The sequence below is a fragment of the Mycobacterium paraffinicum genome, from assembly GCF_025822865.1.
GTDB lineage: Bacteria > Actinomycetota > Actinomycetes > Mycobacteriales > Mycobacteriaceae > Mycobacterium > Mycobacterium paraffinicum.
Genome location: NZ_JACKUR010000027.1, coordinates 156,644 through 171,673 on the forward strand (window position 1 = coordinate 156,644; position 15,030 = coordinate 171,673).

General features: G+C 62.7%; 10 protein-coding genes and 3 rRNA genes. 4 read left to right on the plus strand and 9 right to left on the minus strand.

The annotated features are described in order from the left end of the window. Positions 1-13: 13 nt before the first annotated feature. Complete coding sequence (locus tag H7J89_RS18450; protein WP_264045340.1) at positions 14-1,651, plus strand: adenylate/guanylate cyclase domain-containing protein; 1,638 nt, start codon at positions 14-16, stop codon at positions 1,649-1,651. 21 nt (positions 1,652-1,672) lie between these two features. Here the strand turns inward: H7J89_RS18450 and H7J89_RS18455 are convergent, their stop codons facing one another. Then, positions 1,673-1,927: a hypothetical protein gene (locus H7J89_RS18455; RefSeq protein WP_264045342.1), complete on the minus strand. Its 255-nt coding sequence runs from the start codon at positions 1,925-1,927 to the stop codon at positions 1,673-1,675. Positions 1,928-2,233: 306 nt separating this feature from the next. Between H7J89_RS18455 and H7J89_RS18460 the strand changes: the two genes are divergently transcribed. Beyond that, positions 2,234-3,730 carry a DNA-3-methyladenine glycosylase 2 family protein gene (locus H7J89_RS18460; protein WP_264045344.1) on the plus strand — a complete coding sequence of 499 codons (1,497 nt, stop codon included), beginning with the start codon at positions 2,234-2,236 and terminating at the stop codon, positions 3,728-3,730. After that, the gene (locus tag H7J89_RS18465; RefSeq protein WP_264045346.1) at positions 3,727-4,230 is read left to right on the plus strand and encodes a methylated-DNA--[protein]-cysteine S-methyltransferase; all 504 of its coding nucleotides are present in this window, start codon (positions 3,727-3,729) and stop codon (positions 4,228-4,230) included. Before H7J89_RS18460 ends, H7J89_RS18465 begins: the two co-directional genes overlap by 4 nt. Before the next feature lie 60 nt (positions 4,231-4,290). On the opposite strand, the gene rrf is transcribed toward H7J89_RS18465, so the two are convergent. The 4 genes from rrf to murA form a co-directional block, all read right to left on the minus strand. Beyond that, a 5S ribosomal RNA gene (gene rrf / locus H7J89_RS18470) occupies positions 4,291-4,403 on the minus strand. A 92-nt stretch (positions 4,404-4,495) separates the two neighbouring features. Continuing rightward, positions 4,496-7,593: ribosomal RNA gene (locus H7J89_RS18475) — 23S ribosomal RNA — on the minus strand. 281 nt (positions 7,594-7,874) lie between these two features. Further along, a 16S ribosomal RNA gene (locus H7J89_RS18480) occupies positions 7,875-9,402 on the minus strand. Together the 16S, 23S and 5S rRNA genes form the textbook arrangement of a ribosomal RNA operon. A 371-nt stretch (positions 9,403-9,773) precedes the next feature. Further along, the gene (gene murA, locus H7J89_RS18485) at positions 9,774-11,027 is read right to left on the minus strand and encodes a UDP-N-acetylglucosamine 1-carboxyvinyltransferase (RefSeq protein ID WP_066948415.1); all 1,254 of its coding nucleotides are present in this window, start codon (positions 11,025-11,027) and stop codon (positions 9,774-9,776) included. Between the two features lie 137 nt (positions 11,028-11,164). On the opposite strand from murA, the gene H7J89_RS18490 reads away from it, so the two are divergent. Further along, a complete protein-coding gene (locus tag H7J89_RS18490; RefSeq protein ID WP_264045351.1) occupies positions 11,165-11,749 on the plus strand; it encodes a cob(I)yrinic acid a,c-diamide adenosyltransferase in 585 nt (194 codons plus the stop codon). A gap of 15 nt (positions 11,750-11,764) precedes the next feature. Here the strand turns inward: H7J89_RS18490 and H7J89_RS18495 are convergent, their stop codons facing one another. Genes H7J89_RS18495 through H7J89_RS18510 form a run of 4 tightly spaced genes read right to left on the minus strand, consistent with a single transcriptional unit; the run spans position 11,765 to position 15,024 of the window. Next, positions 11,765-12,208: a DUF2550 domain-containing protein gene (locus H7J89_RS18495; protein WP_067747734.1), complete on the minus strand. Its 444-nt coding sequence runs from the start codon at positions 12,206-12,208 to the stop codon at positions 11,765-11,767. Positions 12,209-12,225: 17 nt separating this feature from the next. Further along, positions 12,226-12,591 (minus strand): F0F1 ATP synthase subunit epsilon, encoded by a 366-nt coding sequence (locus H7J89_RS18500; RefSeq protein ID WP_067951021.1) that lies wholly within the window; start codon positions 12,589-12,591, stop codon positions 12,226-12,228. 35 nt (positions 12,592-12,626) lie between these two features. Further along, on the minus strand, positions 12,627-14,093 hold the full coding sequence (gene atpD, locus H7J89_RS18505) for a F0F1 ATP synthase subunit beta (protein ID WP_264045356.1): 1,467 nt from the start codon (positions 14,091-14,093) through the stop codon (positions 12,627-12,629). Positions 14,094-14,115: 22 nt separating this feature from the next. Further along, entirely contained in the window at positions 14,116-15,024 is a 909-nt protein-coding gene (locus H7J89_RS18510) for a F0F1 ATP synthase subunit gamma (RefSeq protein ID WP_264045359.1), read from the minus strand. Positions 15,025-15,030 lie beyond the last annotated feature (6 nt).

Genomic DNA, 15,030 nt, shown 5'->3' on the forward strand with positions numbered 1-15,030 from the left:
GGCTGACGCCACCATGTCGGCCAACCAGAGCTTGGCAAAACGCATCGGCCGGGTGCTCGAGAGGGTCACCCGGCAGAGCGGACGGCTACCGGAGACCCCGGCGTATGGCTCGCTGCTGCTGGGACGGGTTTCCGAAAGCCAGCGACGGCGCCGCATCCGCATCCAGGTCATCCTGACCGCGATGGTCTTGGGCGCCAACCTGATCGGCATCGCCGTCGCCCTGCTCCTGGTGACCATCGCCATTCCGCAGCCGAGCGTGTTCGATGCGCCGTGGTGGATCACCTTCGCGGCATCACCGGCCTACATCGCGCTGGCACTGGCGGTGGGCACCTACTGGATCACCCGCAGGACCGTGGTATCGCTGCGCTGGGCGATCGAGGAGCGCACGCCGAACCGGGATGACGAGCGGAACACCTTCCTGGCCCCATGGCGCATTGCCCGCTTCGACCTCATCCTGTGGGGTGTCGGCGCGACGGTCCTGACGACGCTCTATGGCCTGGTCAACACGCTGTTCATCCCGCGCTTCCTGATCGCGGTGGGCATCTGCGGCATCTTGGTGGCGACCGGCAGTTACCTGCTCGCCGAGTTCGCGCTGCGCCCGGCGGCGGCTCAGGCACTCGAAGCGGGGCCACCGCCGCGGCGATTCGCCTCGGGGATCATGGGCCGGACGATGGTGGTCTGGTTCCTCGGCTCGGGCCTGCCCGTTCTCGGTATCGCCTTCCTGGCGGGCTTTCAGGCCCTGATGCGCAATCTGACCGAAACGCAATTCGCCGTCGGCGTGCTGATCGTGTCGATCGCGACGCTCATCTTCGGTTGCCTCTTGATGTGGATCCTGGCTTGGCTCACCGCAACTCCAGTGCGTGTGGTCCGCGCGGCGCTCAGGCGTGTCGAGCGCGGTGATCTGCGGGGCGACCTCGTGGTGTTCGACGGGACCGAACTCGGTGAGCTACAACGCGGATTCAACGCAATGGTCGACGGGCTGCGCGAGCGCGAACGAGTTCGCGACCTGTTCGGCCGGCACGTCGGGCGCGAGGTCGCCCTGGCCGCCGAACGTGAGCGACCGAAACTCGGCGGCGAAGAACGCCATGTGGCGGTCGTATTCATCGACATCGTCGGGTCGACCAAGCTGGTGACGAGCCGGCCCGCGGCGGAGATCGTCCAGTTGCTCAACCAATTCTTCGGGATCGTCGTCGAGGAAGTGGACCGACACTGCGGGCTGGTCAACAAGTTTGAGGGCGACGCGACGCTGGCCGTGTTCGGGGCGCCCAATCATCTGGACTGTCCCGAGGAGCAGGCGCTGGCCGCCGCGCGCGCCATCGCCGAGCGGCTGAACAACGAAATCTCGCAGTGCCGGGCCGGTATCGGTGTGGCGGCGGGGCAAGTCGTGGCCGGGAACGTCGGCGCCAGGGAACGTTTCGAATACACCGTGATCGGCGGACCGGTCAACGAGGCGGCCCGCCTGTGCGAACTCGCCAAGTCGTATCCGGGCCTACTGCTTGCCGCGGCCGACGCGCTGGAAGGTGTCAGCGAGAAAGAGCGCGCCCGTTGGACTTTGGGGGAGACCGTGACCCTCCGCGGCCACGAGCAACCCACCCGGCTCGCTATGCCCACCGACCCGCCGGGGCGATTGATTTCGGACCCGAGTGGGTAAGGGATTTAAGGACATTGCCCCTCAAGAGATTGGTGTTGACATGACCGGAAGTGGAACTGTCCGCCGTGTTTCCGTGGCCGCGGGCATCGCCGCGGCAATTGCCCTGAGTTCGCTCACCGCGGGATGCAGCTCGAACAACAACAACAAGAACCCGACGACTTCGACCGTCACCACCACCGTCACGACGCCGGCGAGCGTCACCACGACGGCACCGGCGGCAACGACTCCCGCCGGACCGGGCGGCGGCGGCCCCGAGACCGGACCCGGTGGTGCCACGACCGCCGGACCGGGTGGTTCCGGCGCAGGCGCTGGTCCCGGCGGGGCGAGTGCGGGTGTGCCGGGCGCCGGGGCTTCCGCTGGACCCGGCGGCGCGGGCGCCTGCGCCGGCGGAGTTTGCGTGGGGACCCCTCCCAGCCCGTAACCCTCCAGCTGCGGCGACCGGCCGGTGACCGGCCGGTAGCCGTGGCTGCGACGACGCGCCGTTTGGTGCGCGGCCGCCGTCCGTCAGGGCTCCTGCCCCGTCCGCACTACGATGTCGTTTTTCCGCCAGTTTTGTCGGCGGGCGGGTGTAAGTCTTGAAGCGTGCACGAAGACTTCGAACGCTGCTACCGCGCCGTCCAGTCCAAGGACGCCCGGTTCGACGGCTGGTTCGTCACGGCGGTGCTGACAACCGGCATCTATTGCCGGCCCAGTTGCCCGGTGCGGCCGCCTTTCGCCCGCAACGTCCGGTTCTACCCGACCGCTGCCGCTGCTCAGCGCGCGGGGTTCCGGGCATGTAAGCGGTGCCGTCCCGACGCATCTCCGGGGTCGCCGGAATGGAATGTGCGCGGTGACGTCGTCGCACGGACGATGCGGCTCATTGCCGACGGCACGGTGGACCGTGAAGGTGTCGGTGGCCTGGCGGCCCATCTCGGTTACACCACCCGCCAGCTGGAGCGGCTGCTGCAGGCCGAGGTCGGCGCCGGCCCGCTCGCGCTGGCCCGCGCTCAGCGAGCGCAGACCGCCCGCCTGCTCGTCGAGACCACAAACCTGCCGTTCGGCGACATCGCGTTCGCTTCGGGGTTTTCCAGCATTCGCCAGTTCAACGACACGGTGCGCTCCGTCTTCGACAATGCGCCGACGAAGCTGCGCCGGCGCGCCGCGGATCCATCGGGGGCCGGAAAACTCCGAGCTGCTTCGGCGGGGACGGTCAGCCTGCGGTTGCCGGTGCGCACGCCATTCGCCTACGAGGGCGTCTTCGGTCATCTCGCCGCCGGAACGGTGCCCGGGTGCGAGGAGGTCCGCGACGGTGCGTACCGACGCAGCCTGCGCCTTCCGTTCGGCAGCGCCGTGGTCGCACTGACGCCCGCTGTCGACCACGTCCGCTGTGTGCTCACGCTCGACGACTTCCGTGACCTGACGACGGCGATCGCCCGCTGTCGGCGGCTGCTGGATCTCGACGCCGACCCCGAGGCGGTGGACGACGCGCTGGCCGGTGACCCGTACCTGGCCCCCGTGGTGGCCAAGGCGCCCGGCCAACGCGTTCCGCGCACCGTCGACGAGGCCGAGTTGGCCGTGCGCGCGGTCCTCGGTCAACAGGTGTCGACCAAGGCGGCCAGCACCCACGCCGGTCGCCTGGTCGCGGCATACGGTGAGCCGGTCGCGGACCCCGACGGCGGATTGACCCACACCTTCCCGTCAGCGGAGCAGCTCGCGGAGATCGACCCCGTCCACTTGGCGGTCCCCAAAGCGCGGCGGCGAACCCTCAACGCACTGGTCGCCGGCCTCGCCGACGGCAGTATCGTCCTGGACAGCGGGAGCGACTGGGAAACCGCCCGCACGCAATTACTGGACGTGCCCGGAGTAGGCCCGTGGACCGCAGAGGTGATCGCGATGCGCGGCCTCGGTGACCCGGACGCGTTCCCCGCCACCGATCTTGGCCTTCGCCTGGCCGCCAAGCAGTTGGGCTTACCGATTGGCGAACGGGCCCTGGTCGCTCATGGCATCCAGTGGCGCCCTTGGCGTTCCTACGCCACCCAGTACCTCTGGACCACCCTCGAGCATCCGGTTAACCAATGGCCACCACAGGAGGTTGCATGATCGAGTACCGCACCATCAACAGCCCGATCGGGCCGCTGACCCTAGCCGGCCAGGACTCGGTTCTGACCATGCTTCGGATGGTCGACCAGACCTACGAGCCGATCCGCACCGGCTGGGTCCCGAATCCGGGGGCATTCAACGAGGCCACCGAGCAACTCAACGCTTATTTCGAGGGCGAACTCACGGAGTTCGATTTCGAATTCGAGCTGCGCGGCTCTGCATTTCAGCGGCGAGTGTGGGAGGCCCTTAGGGCTATCCCCTATGGCGAAACCAGATCGTACGGACAAATCGCGGAACAGATCGGCGCTATCGGCTCCGCACGCGCCGTGGGATTGGCCAATGGCCACAACCCGATCGCGATTGTCGTCCCCTGCCACCGCGTCATCGGTGCCAACGGCAGCCTCACCGGCTACGGCGGCGGCCTCGACCGAAAGCGAACGCTGCTCGCATTGGAGAAGAAACGCGTGTCGGCGAATTCGGCTCTGACACTTTTCGACTAGCAAAGCGCCGGCATCCGCGAATGCAAAAACACCCCCGTTGCCGGGGGTGTTTTTGTGTATGTTCGGCGGTGTCCTACTTTTCCACCCGGATGGGCAGTATCATCGGCGCTGACAGGCTTAGCTTCCGGGTTCGGAATGGGACCGGGCGTTTCCCTGTCGCTGTGGCCGCCGTAACTCTATTTAAATTTGGTTTCGGTGGGGGGTGTGGCGTCAGAGCGTCCCGCGACTAATAGTCGCTGGAACTGAAAAGTGGTTGCGATTGTGTGTTGGTAAGTTTTCGGCCGGTTAGTGCCAGTTCCCTACACCCATTACTGGGCTTCCAGGTCTGACCTATCGATCCCGTGGTCTGCGGGGGGCCTTATCCCTCTAAAAGGGTGAGAAACCTGATCTTGGAGAAGGTTTCCCGCTTAGATGCTTTCAGCGGTTATCCTGTCCGAACGTGGCTATCCAGCGGTGCCCCTGGTGGGACAACTGGTATACCAGAGGTTCGTCCGTCCCGGTCCTCTCGTACTAGGGACAGGTTTCCTCAAGTTTCTGACGCGCGCGGCGGATAGAGACCGAACTGTCTCACGACGTTCTAAACCCAGCTCGCGTGCCGCTTTAATGGGCGAACAGCCCAACCCTTGGGACCTGCTCCAGCCCCAGGATGCGACGAGCCGACATCGAGGTGCCAAACCATCCCGTCGATATGGACTCTTGGGGAAGATCAGCCTGTTATCCCCGGGGTACCTTTTATCCGTTGAGCGACACCCCTTCCACTCGGGGGTGCCGGATCACTAGTCCCGACTTTCGTCCCTGCTTGACTTGTAAGTCTCGCAGTCAAGCTCCCTTGTGCACTTACACTCAACACCTGATTGCCGTCCAGGTTGAGGGAACCTTTGGGCGCCTCCGTTACATTTTAGGAGGCAACCGCCCCAGTTAAACTACCCGCCAGGCACTGTCCGTGAACCCGATAAGGGTTCGACGTTAGGTGTCCAATACGATCAGAGTGGTATTTCAACAACGACTCCGCCCCAACTGGCGTTGAGGTTTCACAGTCTCCCACCTATCCTACACAAACCGTACCGAACACCAATACCAAGTTGTAGTGAAGGTCCCGGGGTCTTTTCGTCCTGCCGCGCGTAACGAGCATCTTTACTCGTAGTGCAATTTCGCCGAGTCTATGGTTGAGACAGTTGGGAAGTCGTTACGCCATTCGTGCAGGTCGGAACTTACCCGACAAGGAATTTCGCTACCTTAGGATGGTTATAGTTACCACCGCCGTTTACTGGGGCTTAAATTCTCCGCTTCACCTTACGGTTAACGGGTCCTCTTAACCTTCCAGCACCGGGCAGGCGTCAGTCCGTATACATCGTCTTGCGACTTCGCACGGACCTGTGTTTTTAGTAAACAGTCGCTACCCACTGGTTTCTGCGGCCGAATCCCGCTCCCACCGCAAGGGTGTTCACGGTATTCCGGCCCCCCTTCTCCCGAAGTTACGGGGGCATTTTGCCGAGTTCCTTAACCATAGTTATCTCGTACGCCTTGGTATGCTCTACCTGACCACCTGTGTCGGTTTGGGGTACGGGCCGTGTGTGTGCTCGCTAGAGGCTTTTCTTGGCAGCAGAGGATCACCGAATTCGCCTCAATCGGCTATGCATCACCTCTCAGGATTAATGAGCGACGGATTTGCCTATCGCTCTCCCTACAGGCTTGCCCCAGTATTACCACTGACTGGTACGGCTACCTTCCTGCGTCACCCCATTGCTTGACTACTACCAGCGAAGGTCCCACGCAGCCGGCGATCCTCGCACCCCGAAGGGATTGATAGACCACCATTTGGGTGGTTAGTACCGCTGATTCGTCAGGGACGCCCACACACGGGTACGGGAATATCAACCCGTTGTCCATCGACTACGCCTGTCGGCCTCGCCTTAGGTCCCGACTCACCCTGGGCGGACTGGCCTGGCCCAGGAACCCTTGGTCTTACGGCGGGCAAGGTTCTCACTTGCCTTATCGCTACTCATGCCTGCATTCTCACTCCCCCAAACTCCACCACCGGTTACCCGGTAGCTTCGCTGCATGGGGGACGCTCCCCTACCCAACCTTGCGGTTGCCGCGGCTTCGGCGGTGTGCTTGAGCCCCGCTACATTATCGGCGCACAATCACTTGACCAGTGAGCTATTACGCACTCTTTCAAGGGTGGCTGCTTCTAAGCCAACCTCCTGGTTGTCTCTGCGACTGCACATCCTTTTCCACTTAGCACACGCTTAGGGGCCTTAGCCGGCGATCTGGGCTGTTTCCCTCTCGACGTACGGAGCTTATCCCCCGCCGTCTCACTGCCACGCTATACACCACGGCATTCGGAGTTTGGCTGACGTCAGTAACCTAGTAGGGCCCATCGGCCATCCAGTAGCTCTACCTCCGTGGTGAAACACGTAACGCTGCACCTAAATGCATTTCGGGGAGAACCAGCTATCACGGAGTTTGATTGGCCTTTCACCCCTACCCACAGCTCATCCCCTCAGTCTTCAACCTAAGTGGGTTCGGGCCTCCACGCGGTCTTACCCGCGCTTCACCCTGGCCATGGGTAGATCACTCCGCTTCGGGTCCAGAACACGCCACTACACCCCAAAGGGGATGCGCCCTATTCAGACTCGCTTTCGCTGCGGCTACCCCGCACGGGTTAACCTCGCGACGTGTCCCTGACTCGCAGGCTCATTCTTCAAAAGGCACGCCATCACCCCACAAGGAGGCTCTGACGGATTGTAGGCACACGGTTTCAGGTACTCTTTCACTCCCCTCCCGGGGTACTTTTCACCATTCCCTCACGGTACTAATCCGCTATCGGTCATCGAGAAGTATTTAGGCTTACCGGGTGGTCCCGGCAGATTCACAGCAGATTCCACGGGCCCGCTGCTACTCGGGAGTTGATACAAGGTAGGTGCCGGGTTTTCGCGTACCGGGCTTTCACCGTCTACGGCGGGCCGTCCCAGGCCACTTCCGCTAACCACGACACTTTCTGACTACCCCTCAGCCAGGTAGAGCTGAGACATATCAATCCCACTACCCCGCACACACAACCCCTACCCGGTTACACATGCGTGCGGTTTAGCCTGTTCCGCGTTCGCTCGCCACTACTGACGGAATCACAATTGTTTTCTTCTCCTACGGGTACTGAGATGTTTCACTTCCCCGCGTTACCTCCCGCACCCTATATATTCAGATACGGGTAACACGACATCACTCGTGCTGGGTTTCCCCATTCGGAAATCCTCGGATCAAAGCTAGGTTGACAGCTCCCCGAGGCATATCGCAGCCTCCCACGTCCTTCATCGGCTCTCGATGCCAAGGCATCCACCATGCGCCCTTAGACACTTACATACACACAAAAATCAAAAAGAAATTACACATTTTAACGAACACGCGACCGTTGCCGGCAACGCATCCGTTTAGATGCTCGCAACCACTATCCAATACTCAAACACCACACCCCACCACCAAGATGGAGGGACACCACACGGACTGGCCGAGTGTTGTCTCAGGGCCCAATAGTGTGTCTGGCAATCATTTGCTGTTGTGCACCCGGCCCTCACCCACTACAGGTGAGAACCCCGCACGGCTTACACCCCACCAATTGGGGTGTTTTTCGTGGTGCTCCTTAGAAAGGAGGTGATCCAGCCGCACCTTCCGGTACGGCTACCTTGTTACGACTTCGTCCCAATCGCCGATCCCACCTTCGACAGCTCCCTCCCAAGGGTTAGGCCACTGGCTTCGGGTGTTACCGACTTTCATGACGTGACGGGCGGTGTGTACAAGGCCCGGGAACGTATTCACCGCAGCGTTGCTGATCTGCGATTACTAGCGACTCCGACTTCACGGGGTCGAGTTGCAGACCCCGATCCGAACTGAGACCGGCTTTAAAAGGATTCGCTTAACCTTGCGGCATCGCAGCCCTTTGTACCGGCCATTGTAGCATGTGTGAAGCCCTGGACATAAGGGGCATGATGACTTGACGTCATCCCCACCTTCCTCCGAGTTGACCCCGGCAGTCTCTCACGAGTCCCCGGCATTACCCGCTGGCAACATGAGACAAGGGTTGCGCTCGTTGCGGGACTTAACCCAACATCTCACGACACGAGCTGACGACAGCCATGCACCACCTGCACACAGGCCACAAGGGAACGCCTATCTCTAGACGCGTCCTGTGCATGTCAAACCCAGGTAAGGTTCTTCGCGTTGCATCGAATTAATCCACATGCTCCGCCGCTTGTGCGGGCCCCCGTCAATTCCTTTGAGTTTTAGCCTTGCGGCCGTACTCCCCAGGCGGGGTACTTAATGCGTTAGCTACGGCACGGATCCCAAGGAAGGAAACCCACACCTAGTACCCACCGTTTACGGCGTGGACTACCAGGGTATCTAATCCTGTTCGCTCCCCACGCTTTCGCTCCTCAGCGTCAGTTACTGCCCAGAGACCCGCCTTCGCCACCGGTGTTCCTCCTGATATCTGCGCATTCCACCGCTACACCAGGAATTCCAGTCTCCCCTGCAGTACTCTAGTCTGCCCGTATCGCCCGCACGCTCACAGTTAAGCCGTGAGATTTCACGAACAACGCGACAAACCACCTACGAGCTCTTTACGCCCAGTAATTCCGGACAACGCTCGCACCCTACGTATTACCGCGGCTGCTGGCACGTAGTTGGCCGGTGCTTCTTCTCCACCTACCGTCAACTCACGAAGTGAGCCTTCGTCGATGGTGAAAGAGGTTTACAACCCGAAGGCCGTCATCCCCCACGCGGCGTCGCTGCATCAGGCTTGCGCCCATTGTGCAATATTCCCCACTGCTGCCTCCCGTAGGAGTCTGGGCCGTATCTCAGTCCCAGTGTGGCCGGACACCCTCTCAGGCCGGCTACCCGTCGTCGCCTTGGTAGGCCATCACCCCACCAACAAGCTGATAGGCCGCGGGCCCATCCCACACCGCAAAAGCTTTCCACCACAAGGCATGCGCCAAGTGGTCCTATCCGGTATTAGACCCAGTTTCCCAGGCTTATCCCGAAGTGCAGGGCAGATTGCCCACGTGTTACTCACCCGTTCGCCACTCGAGTACCCCCGAAGGGGCCTTTCCGTTCGACTTGCATGTGTTAAGCACGCCGCCAGCGTTCGTCCTGAGCCAGGATCAAACTCTCCAAACAAAATCTCCTCGCATAACGAGGTGAATTTCAAATCAGAGAAAATCTGACCTAACAAAAAGACACCAAATAACTGGCATCAAAAATTGCCATACCCACACACGGGGAGTGCTAGGTATGGCCAAAAAAACAACAACAAAATAAAAAGACCAAACACACTATTGAGTTCTCAAACAACACTTGTTTCGCCCGTTTTGGGGCAACCCTGCCAGCTTAATACAAGTCCGGCAGTTGAGTCAACTCCCAGTTTTGGTCTTCGAGAGACCGTTTCGGGAGCAGCCGTGCCAGGCTAGTACCAATCCAGCGAGGGAGTCAAGCGCCCGGGGTGTCGACCGCCTGGTGTGGCGACCGGCCCTGCGGGGCACTGACTTTGGCTACTCTACTCGCTCGATCTCCGCTCCCAAAATCGCCAGGTTCTCGACGAACAAGGGGTAGCCGCGATCGATGTGGAAGACGTCGTGGACCTCGGTGTCACCGTCCGCCACGAGCCCCGCCAACACCAGGCCGGCGCCGGCCCGAATATCCGAACACCACACCGGGGCGCTCGACAATTGCGGCAGACCTCGTACGACGGCATGGTGCCCGTCGGTGCGGGCGTCGGCGCCCAACCGGATCATTTCCTCGACGAAGCGGAAACGCGCCTCGAAAACGTTTTCGGTGATCATCGACGTGCCGTCGGCGATCGACGCCAGGGCGATAGCCATCGGCTGCAGGTCGGTCGGGAACCCGGGGAACGGCAGCGTCGCGACGTTGACGGCCTTGGGGCGCTCGTATTGCGTGATCCGGAAGCTGTTGTCCGTTTGGGTGACCGTCGCGCCGGCGTCGTGCAGTTTATGTAGCACGACCTGGAGGTGGGCGGGGTCGACGCCCGTCACCGAAATGTCGCCGCGGGTCATCGCGGCCGCGATGCCCCACGTGGCGGCGACGATGCGGTCCCCGATCACCCGGTGCTCGGTCGGGTGTAACCGCGGGACGCCGGTGATGGTCATGGTCGGCGAACCCGCACCTTCGACCTGCGCGCCCATCTGATTCAGCATGGTGCACAGGTCCACGACATCGGGTTCGCGCGCCGCGTTGTGGATCGTGGTCACGCCCTCGGCCAAGACGGCCGCCATCAGGATGTTTTCGGTGGCCCCCACCGACGGAAACTCCAGCTGAATCTCCGCACCGCGCAACGTGTCGGCTTGGGCGACGACGCAGCCGTGCTCGATGTTGCACTGCGCGCCCAGTTGGCGCAGGCCCGACTGGTGCATGTCCAGCGGACGAGAGCCGATCGCGTCACCGCCCGGCAGCGCGACCCTGGCCCGCTTGCACCGGCCGACCAGCGGCCCAAGCACGCAGACCGACGCGCGGAACTGTCGCACCGCAGCGAAATCGGCGTCGTATTTCGGCTCGTCCGGCGAGGTGATGCGGGCGACGTCGCCGTCGAGCTCCACGGTGGCGCCGAGCCCACGCAACACCTCGGCCATCAACGGCACATCGAGGATGTCGGGGCAGTTGGTGATGGTGCTGGTGCCTTCGGCCAGCAGGGTCGCCGCCATCAGCTTGAGCACGCTGTTTTTGGCGCCCCCCACTGCGACTTCGCCGGACAACCGGTTGCCGCCGGTCACCACGAATCGCTCAGCCACCCGCGTCAGTCTAGTGAAGCGGTATCGGCTTGTCAGTCAGCCCGCTTGACGTCGATGCGCTCCGCCGAACGGCGTGAGGTGGAATCAAGCAGTCAGCCGAGGCTCCATGCCTACGCGGGCCGCAGTACCGTTTGCTCATGGCGGTACACCTGACCCGGATCTATACGCGAACCGGTGACGACGGCACGACGGGATTGAGTGACTTCTCGCGGGTCTCCAAAAACGACCCTCGCCTGGTCGCGTACGCCGATTGCGACGAGGCCAACTCGGCGATCGGGGTCGCGATCGCCGTGGGGCAGCCCGACGAGGAAACCGCCGGCGTGCTGCGGCAGATCCAGAACGACCTATTCGATGCCGGCGCGGACCTGTCGACCCCGGTGGTGGAAAACCCCGAATATCCCCCGCTGCGAATAACCCAGCCCTACATCGATCGGCTGGAGGGCTGGTGTGACAAATATAACGAGCACCTGCCAGCGCTGAATTCCTTTGTGCTGCCGGGCGGTTCGCCATTGTCGGCGCTGTTGCACGTCGCCCGCACGATCGTCCGTCGAGCGGAACGATCGGCCTGGGCGGCGATCGATGCCGCGCCGCAGCAGATCAACGTGCTTCCGGCGAAATACCTGAACCGCCTCTCGGACCTGCTTTTCATCCTGGCTCGCGCGGCCAATCCCGACGGCGACGTCTTGTGGAAACCCGGCGGAGGCGCGCCGACCCCGGGCTAGCCTGCGGCACAACGCCTAAACGCTGCGGCGACGAGCGCGTGGTGACGGACGGGACTCCAGCCAGGACAGGAAGGCCGTCAAAGCGCCCTTGTCCAGCGCGATCTCGTAGCCGGTCCTGCGGTCCTGCGTCGTGTCGCGCAGCTCCACCACGACGATCTCGTCGGTCATGATGTCGAATTCGTCGCCGCGCGGCGCACGCCGGGCGACGATTTCCACTCCCCTGCGGCTGAGTCGCCGGTCCGGCCACAAACGCAGGCTGGAGAGTCGATAGAACGCCGCCTCACCGCCGCGGTAACGAATCACGCCGTGGCGCCAGCCGTGACCTCCGACCGCGGGGATATCCCGCATGATCCCCGCCGTGCCGCCCTGGCGCAGCTTCCACAACCGATAACTCAGCGCGACGACCGCGCCCGCAAGGACAACGACGAGCACGACCATGCCGACCATGGGCGCGCTCATCGTCTTGTCCGGATCGGCTAGTCGATCGCGCCGACGGCGCGCAATCTGCCGCGCCCCCGCGCCGCGATGCGCGGGTCGTCGGACTCAGATTCCTCCCGGGCGGCGCTTTCGTCGATTTCGGATTCGAACGCGGCGGACTCGGCCAGGACAGTGACCGTCTCCTCGGTGACCGAAAGGAACCCGCCTTCGATGGCGACCCGCAGATCGTCTTCGCCTTCTCGTTCGACGCGCACCATTGCGTCGTCGACCAACTGGGCGACAACCGGGATATGCCTGGGCAGGATGCCAATTTCGCCGACGGTGGTGCGGGTGAACAGAAACGTTGCCTCACCCGACCAGATCTTCCGGTCGACCGCGACTATCTCAACGTTCAATTCAGCCATGCCACAGAGCCTTTCAGAGCCGTTTCACTCACGCCTCAGGAATCCAGTTTGGCGCCGAAGCTTTCGGCTTTCTTGGCCAAGTCGTCGAGGCCACCGATCAAGAAGAACGCCTGCTCCGGTATGTGGTCGAAGTCGCCCTTGGTCAGGCGGTCGAACGCCTCGATGGTCTCCTTCAGCGGCACCGTCGAACCCGGCTGGCCCGTGAACTGCTCGGCCGCCATCATGTTCTGCGAGAGGAACCGCTCGATGCGTCGTGCGCGCTGAACGAGCTGCTTGTCCTCCTCCGACAGCTCGTCGATACCGAGGATCGCGATGATGTCCTGGAGGTCCTTGTAGCGCTGCAGGATTCGGATGACCTCCTGCGCCACGCGGTAGTGCTCGTCACCAACGACGCTCGGGTCCAGGATGGTCGAGCTCGATGCCAGCGGGTCCACCGCGGGGAAAATTCCCTTGGAGAACACCGAACGCGACAGTTCGGTGGTCGCGTCCAGGTGCGCGAACGTCGTCGCCGGCGCGGGGTCGGTGTAGTCGTCGGCGGGCACGTAGACCGCCTGCATCGACGTGATCGAACGGCCGCGGGTCGAGGTGATGCGCTCCTGCAGCTCGCCCATCTCGTCGGCCAGCGTGGGCTGGTATCCCACGGCCGACGGCATACGGCCGAGCAGTGTCGACACCTCGGAACCCGCCTGAGTGAAGCGGAAGATGTTGTCGATGAACAGCAGCACGTCCTGGCCGGCCTCGTCGCGGAACCACTCCGCCATCGTCAGCGCCGACAGCGCCACCCGCATACGGGTGCCGGGCGGCTCGTCCATCTGACCGAACACCAGCGCGGTGTCTTTGAGCACGTCGGCTTCTTTGAGCTCAACCCAGAGGTCGTTGCCCTCGCGGGTGCGCTCGCCCACGCCGGCGAAAACCGAAGTACCACCGAAGTTTCGGGCGATACGGTTGATCATCTCCTGGATGAGCACCGTCTTGCCCACGCCGGCACCGCCGAACAGCGCGATCTTGCCACCACGCACGTACGGGGTCAGCAGGTCGACGACCTTGAGCCCGGTTTCGAGCATCTCGGTGCGGGGCTCGAGCTCTTCGAAGGCCGGGGGCTTGCGGTGGATCGACCAATGCTCGAAATCCTCGCCGTATCCCGGCTTGTCCAGGCAGTCACCGAGCGCGTTGAAGACGTGGCCCTTCACCTCTTGGCCGACCGGCACCGAGATCGGCTTGCCGCTGTCGGTCACCTCGACGCCGCGGACCAGGCCGTCGGTGGGCTGCAACGAAATGGTGCGAACCAGGCTGTCGCCGAGGTGCTGTGCGACCTCCAGCGTGAGGGTCTTCTTGAGTTCCTCGAACGTGATCTCGGCGTTGAGCGCGTTGAACAGTTCAGGTACGGATCCACGCGGGAACTCGACGTCGACCACGGGGCCGGTGATCCGTACCACGCGGCCGCTGGTCTCGGAGTTGGTGGACTTATCGGTCTTTTCTTTTGCTTCGGTAGTAGCAGCCATATCTGTTCTTCTTCCTCGTGTGCTACTTGGCGTCGGCGAGTGCGTTTGCACCGCCGACGATTTCGCTGATCTCTTGGGTGATCTGAGCCTGCCGCTCGCGGTTCGCCATCAGCGTCAGTTCTTTGATCAGGTCGTCCGCGTTGTCGGTCGCCGACTTCATCGCTCGTTGGCGCGACGCGAGCTCCGATGCCGCCGATTCAAGTAGCGCGGCGTAGACGCGGGTCGTCACGTACCGCGGCAGCAACGACTCGAAAAGCGTTGTCGCGTCCGGCTCGAACGAGTACAGCGTGTGAAGTTCCTCGGTGTCCTCGACATACTCCACGACCAGCGGAGCGATGCGGTGGGCCGCCGCGGCCTGCGACATCATCGACTTGAACTCCGAGTAGACGATGTGCAGTTCGTCCACGCCTTGGTCGTCCGATGACTCGTCGTCGCCCGCACCCTTCATGAACGTTTCGACCAGGGTCGAAGCGATCTCCGCGGCGTTTTCGTAGCTGGGCTGCTCCGAGAAGCCCGTCCACGATTCGGTGATGTCCCAGTTGCGGAACTTGAAGTAGTTCTGCGCCTTCCGGCCAACCGTGTACACGACCGGCGTCTTGCCTTCCTCCCTCAGCAGCGAGAACAGCTCCTCGGCCCGACGGAAGATGCTGGAGTTGTACGCCCCGCACAATCCGCGGTCGGAGGACACCACCAGAACGCCGGCCCGCTTGGGTTCCTCTCGCTCGACCAGCAGGGGGTGATCCAGCGCGGCTTCGGAGGACAGCGTGGTCAGCATCGCGGTGATCTGAAACGCGTACGGCCTAGCGGCTTCTAGCCGAGCCTGCGCCTTCCCGATGCGCGATGTCGCGATCATCTCCTGGGCCTTGGTGATCTTCTTGATCGACCCTGCCGAACGAATCCGGCCGCGTAGTTCGCGAAGTGTGGCAGCCATTGTTAG

What these genes read in the sequence shown, in the direction of transcription:
- H7J89_RS18450 (WP_264045340.1), top strand. Translation starts at nt 14, where the DNA reads ATGTCGGCCAACCAGAGCTTGGCAAAACGCATCGGCCGGGTGCTCGAG.
- H7J89_RS18465 (WP_264045346.1), top strand. Translation starts at nt 3,727, where the DNA reads ATGATCGAGTACCGCACCATCAACAGCCCGATCGGGCCGCTGACCCTA.
- H7J89_RS18490 (WP_264045351.1), top strand. Translation starts at nt 11,165, where the DNA reads ATGGCGGTACACCTGACCCGGATCTATACGCGAACCGGTGACGACGGC.
- H7J89_RS18495 (WP_067747734.1), bottom strand. Translation starts at nt 12,208, where the DNA reads ATGAGCGCGCCCATGGTCGGCATGGTCGTGCTCGTCGTTGTCCTTGCG.
- H7J89_RS18500 (WP_067951021.1), bottom strand. Translation starts at nt 12,591, where the DNA reads ATGGCTGAATTGAACGTTGAGATAGTCGCGGTCGACCGGAAGATCTGG.
- atpD (WP_264045356.1), bottom strand. Translation starts at nt 14,093, where the DNA reads ATGGCTGCTACTACCGAAGCAAAAGAAAAGACCGATAAGTCCACCAAC.
- H7J89_RS18510 (WP_264045359.1), bottom strand. Translation starts at nt 15,024, where the DNA reads ATGGCTGCCACACTTCGCGAACTACGCGGCCGGATTCGTTCGGCAGGG.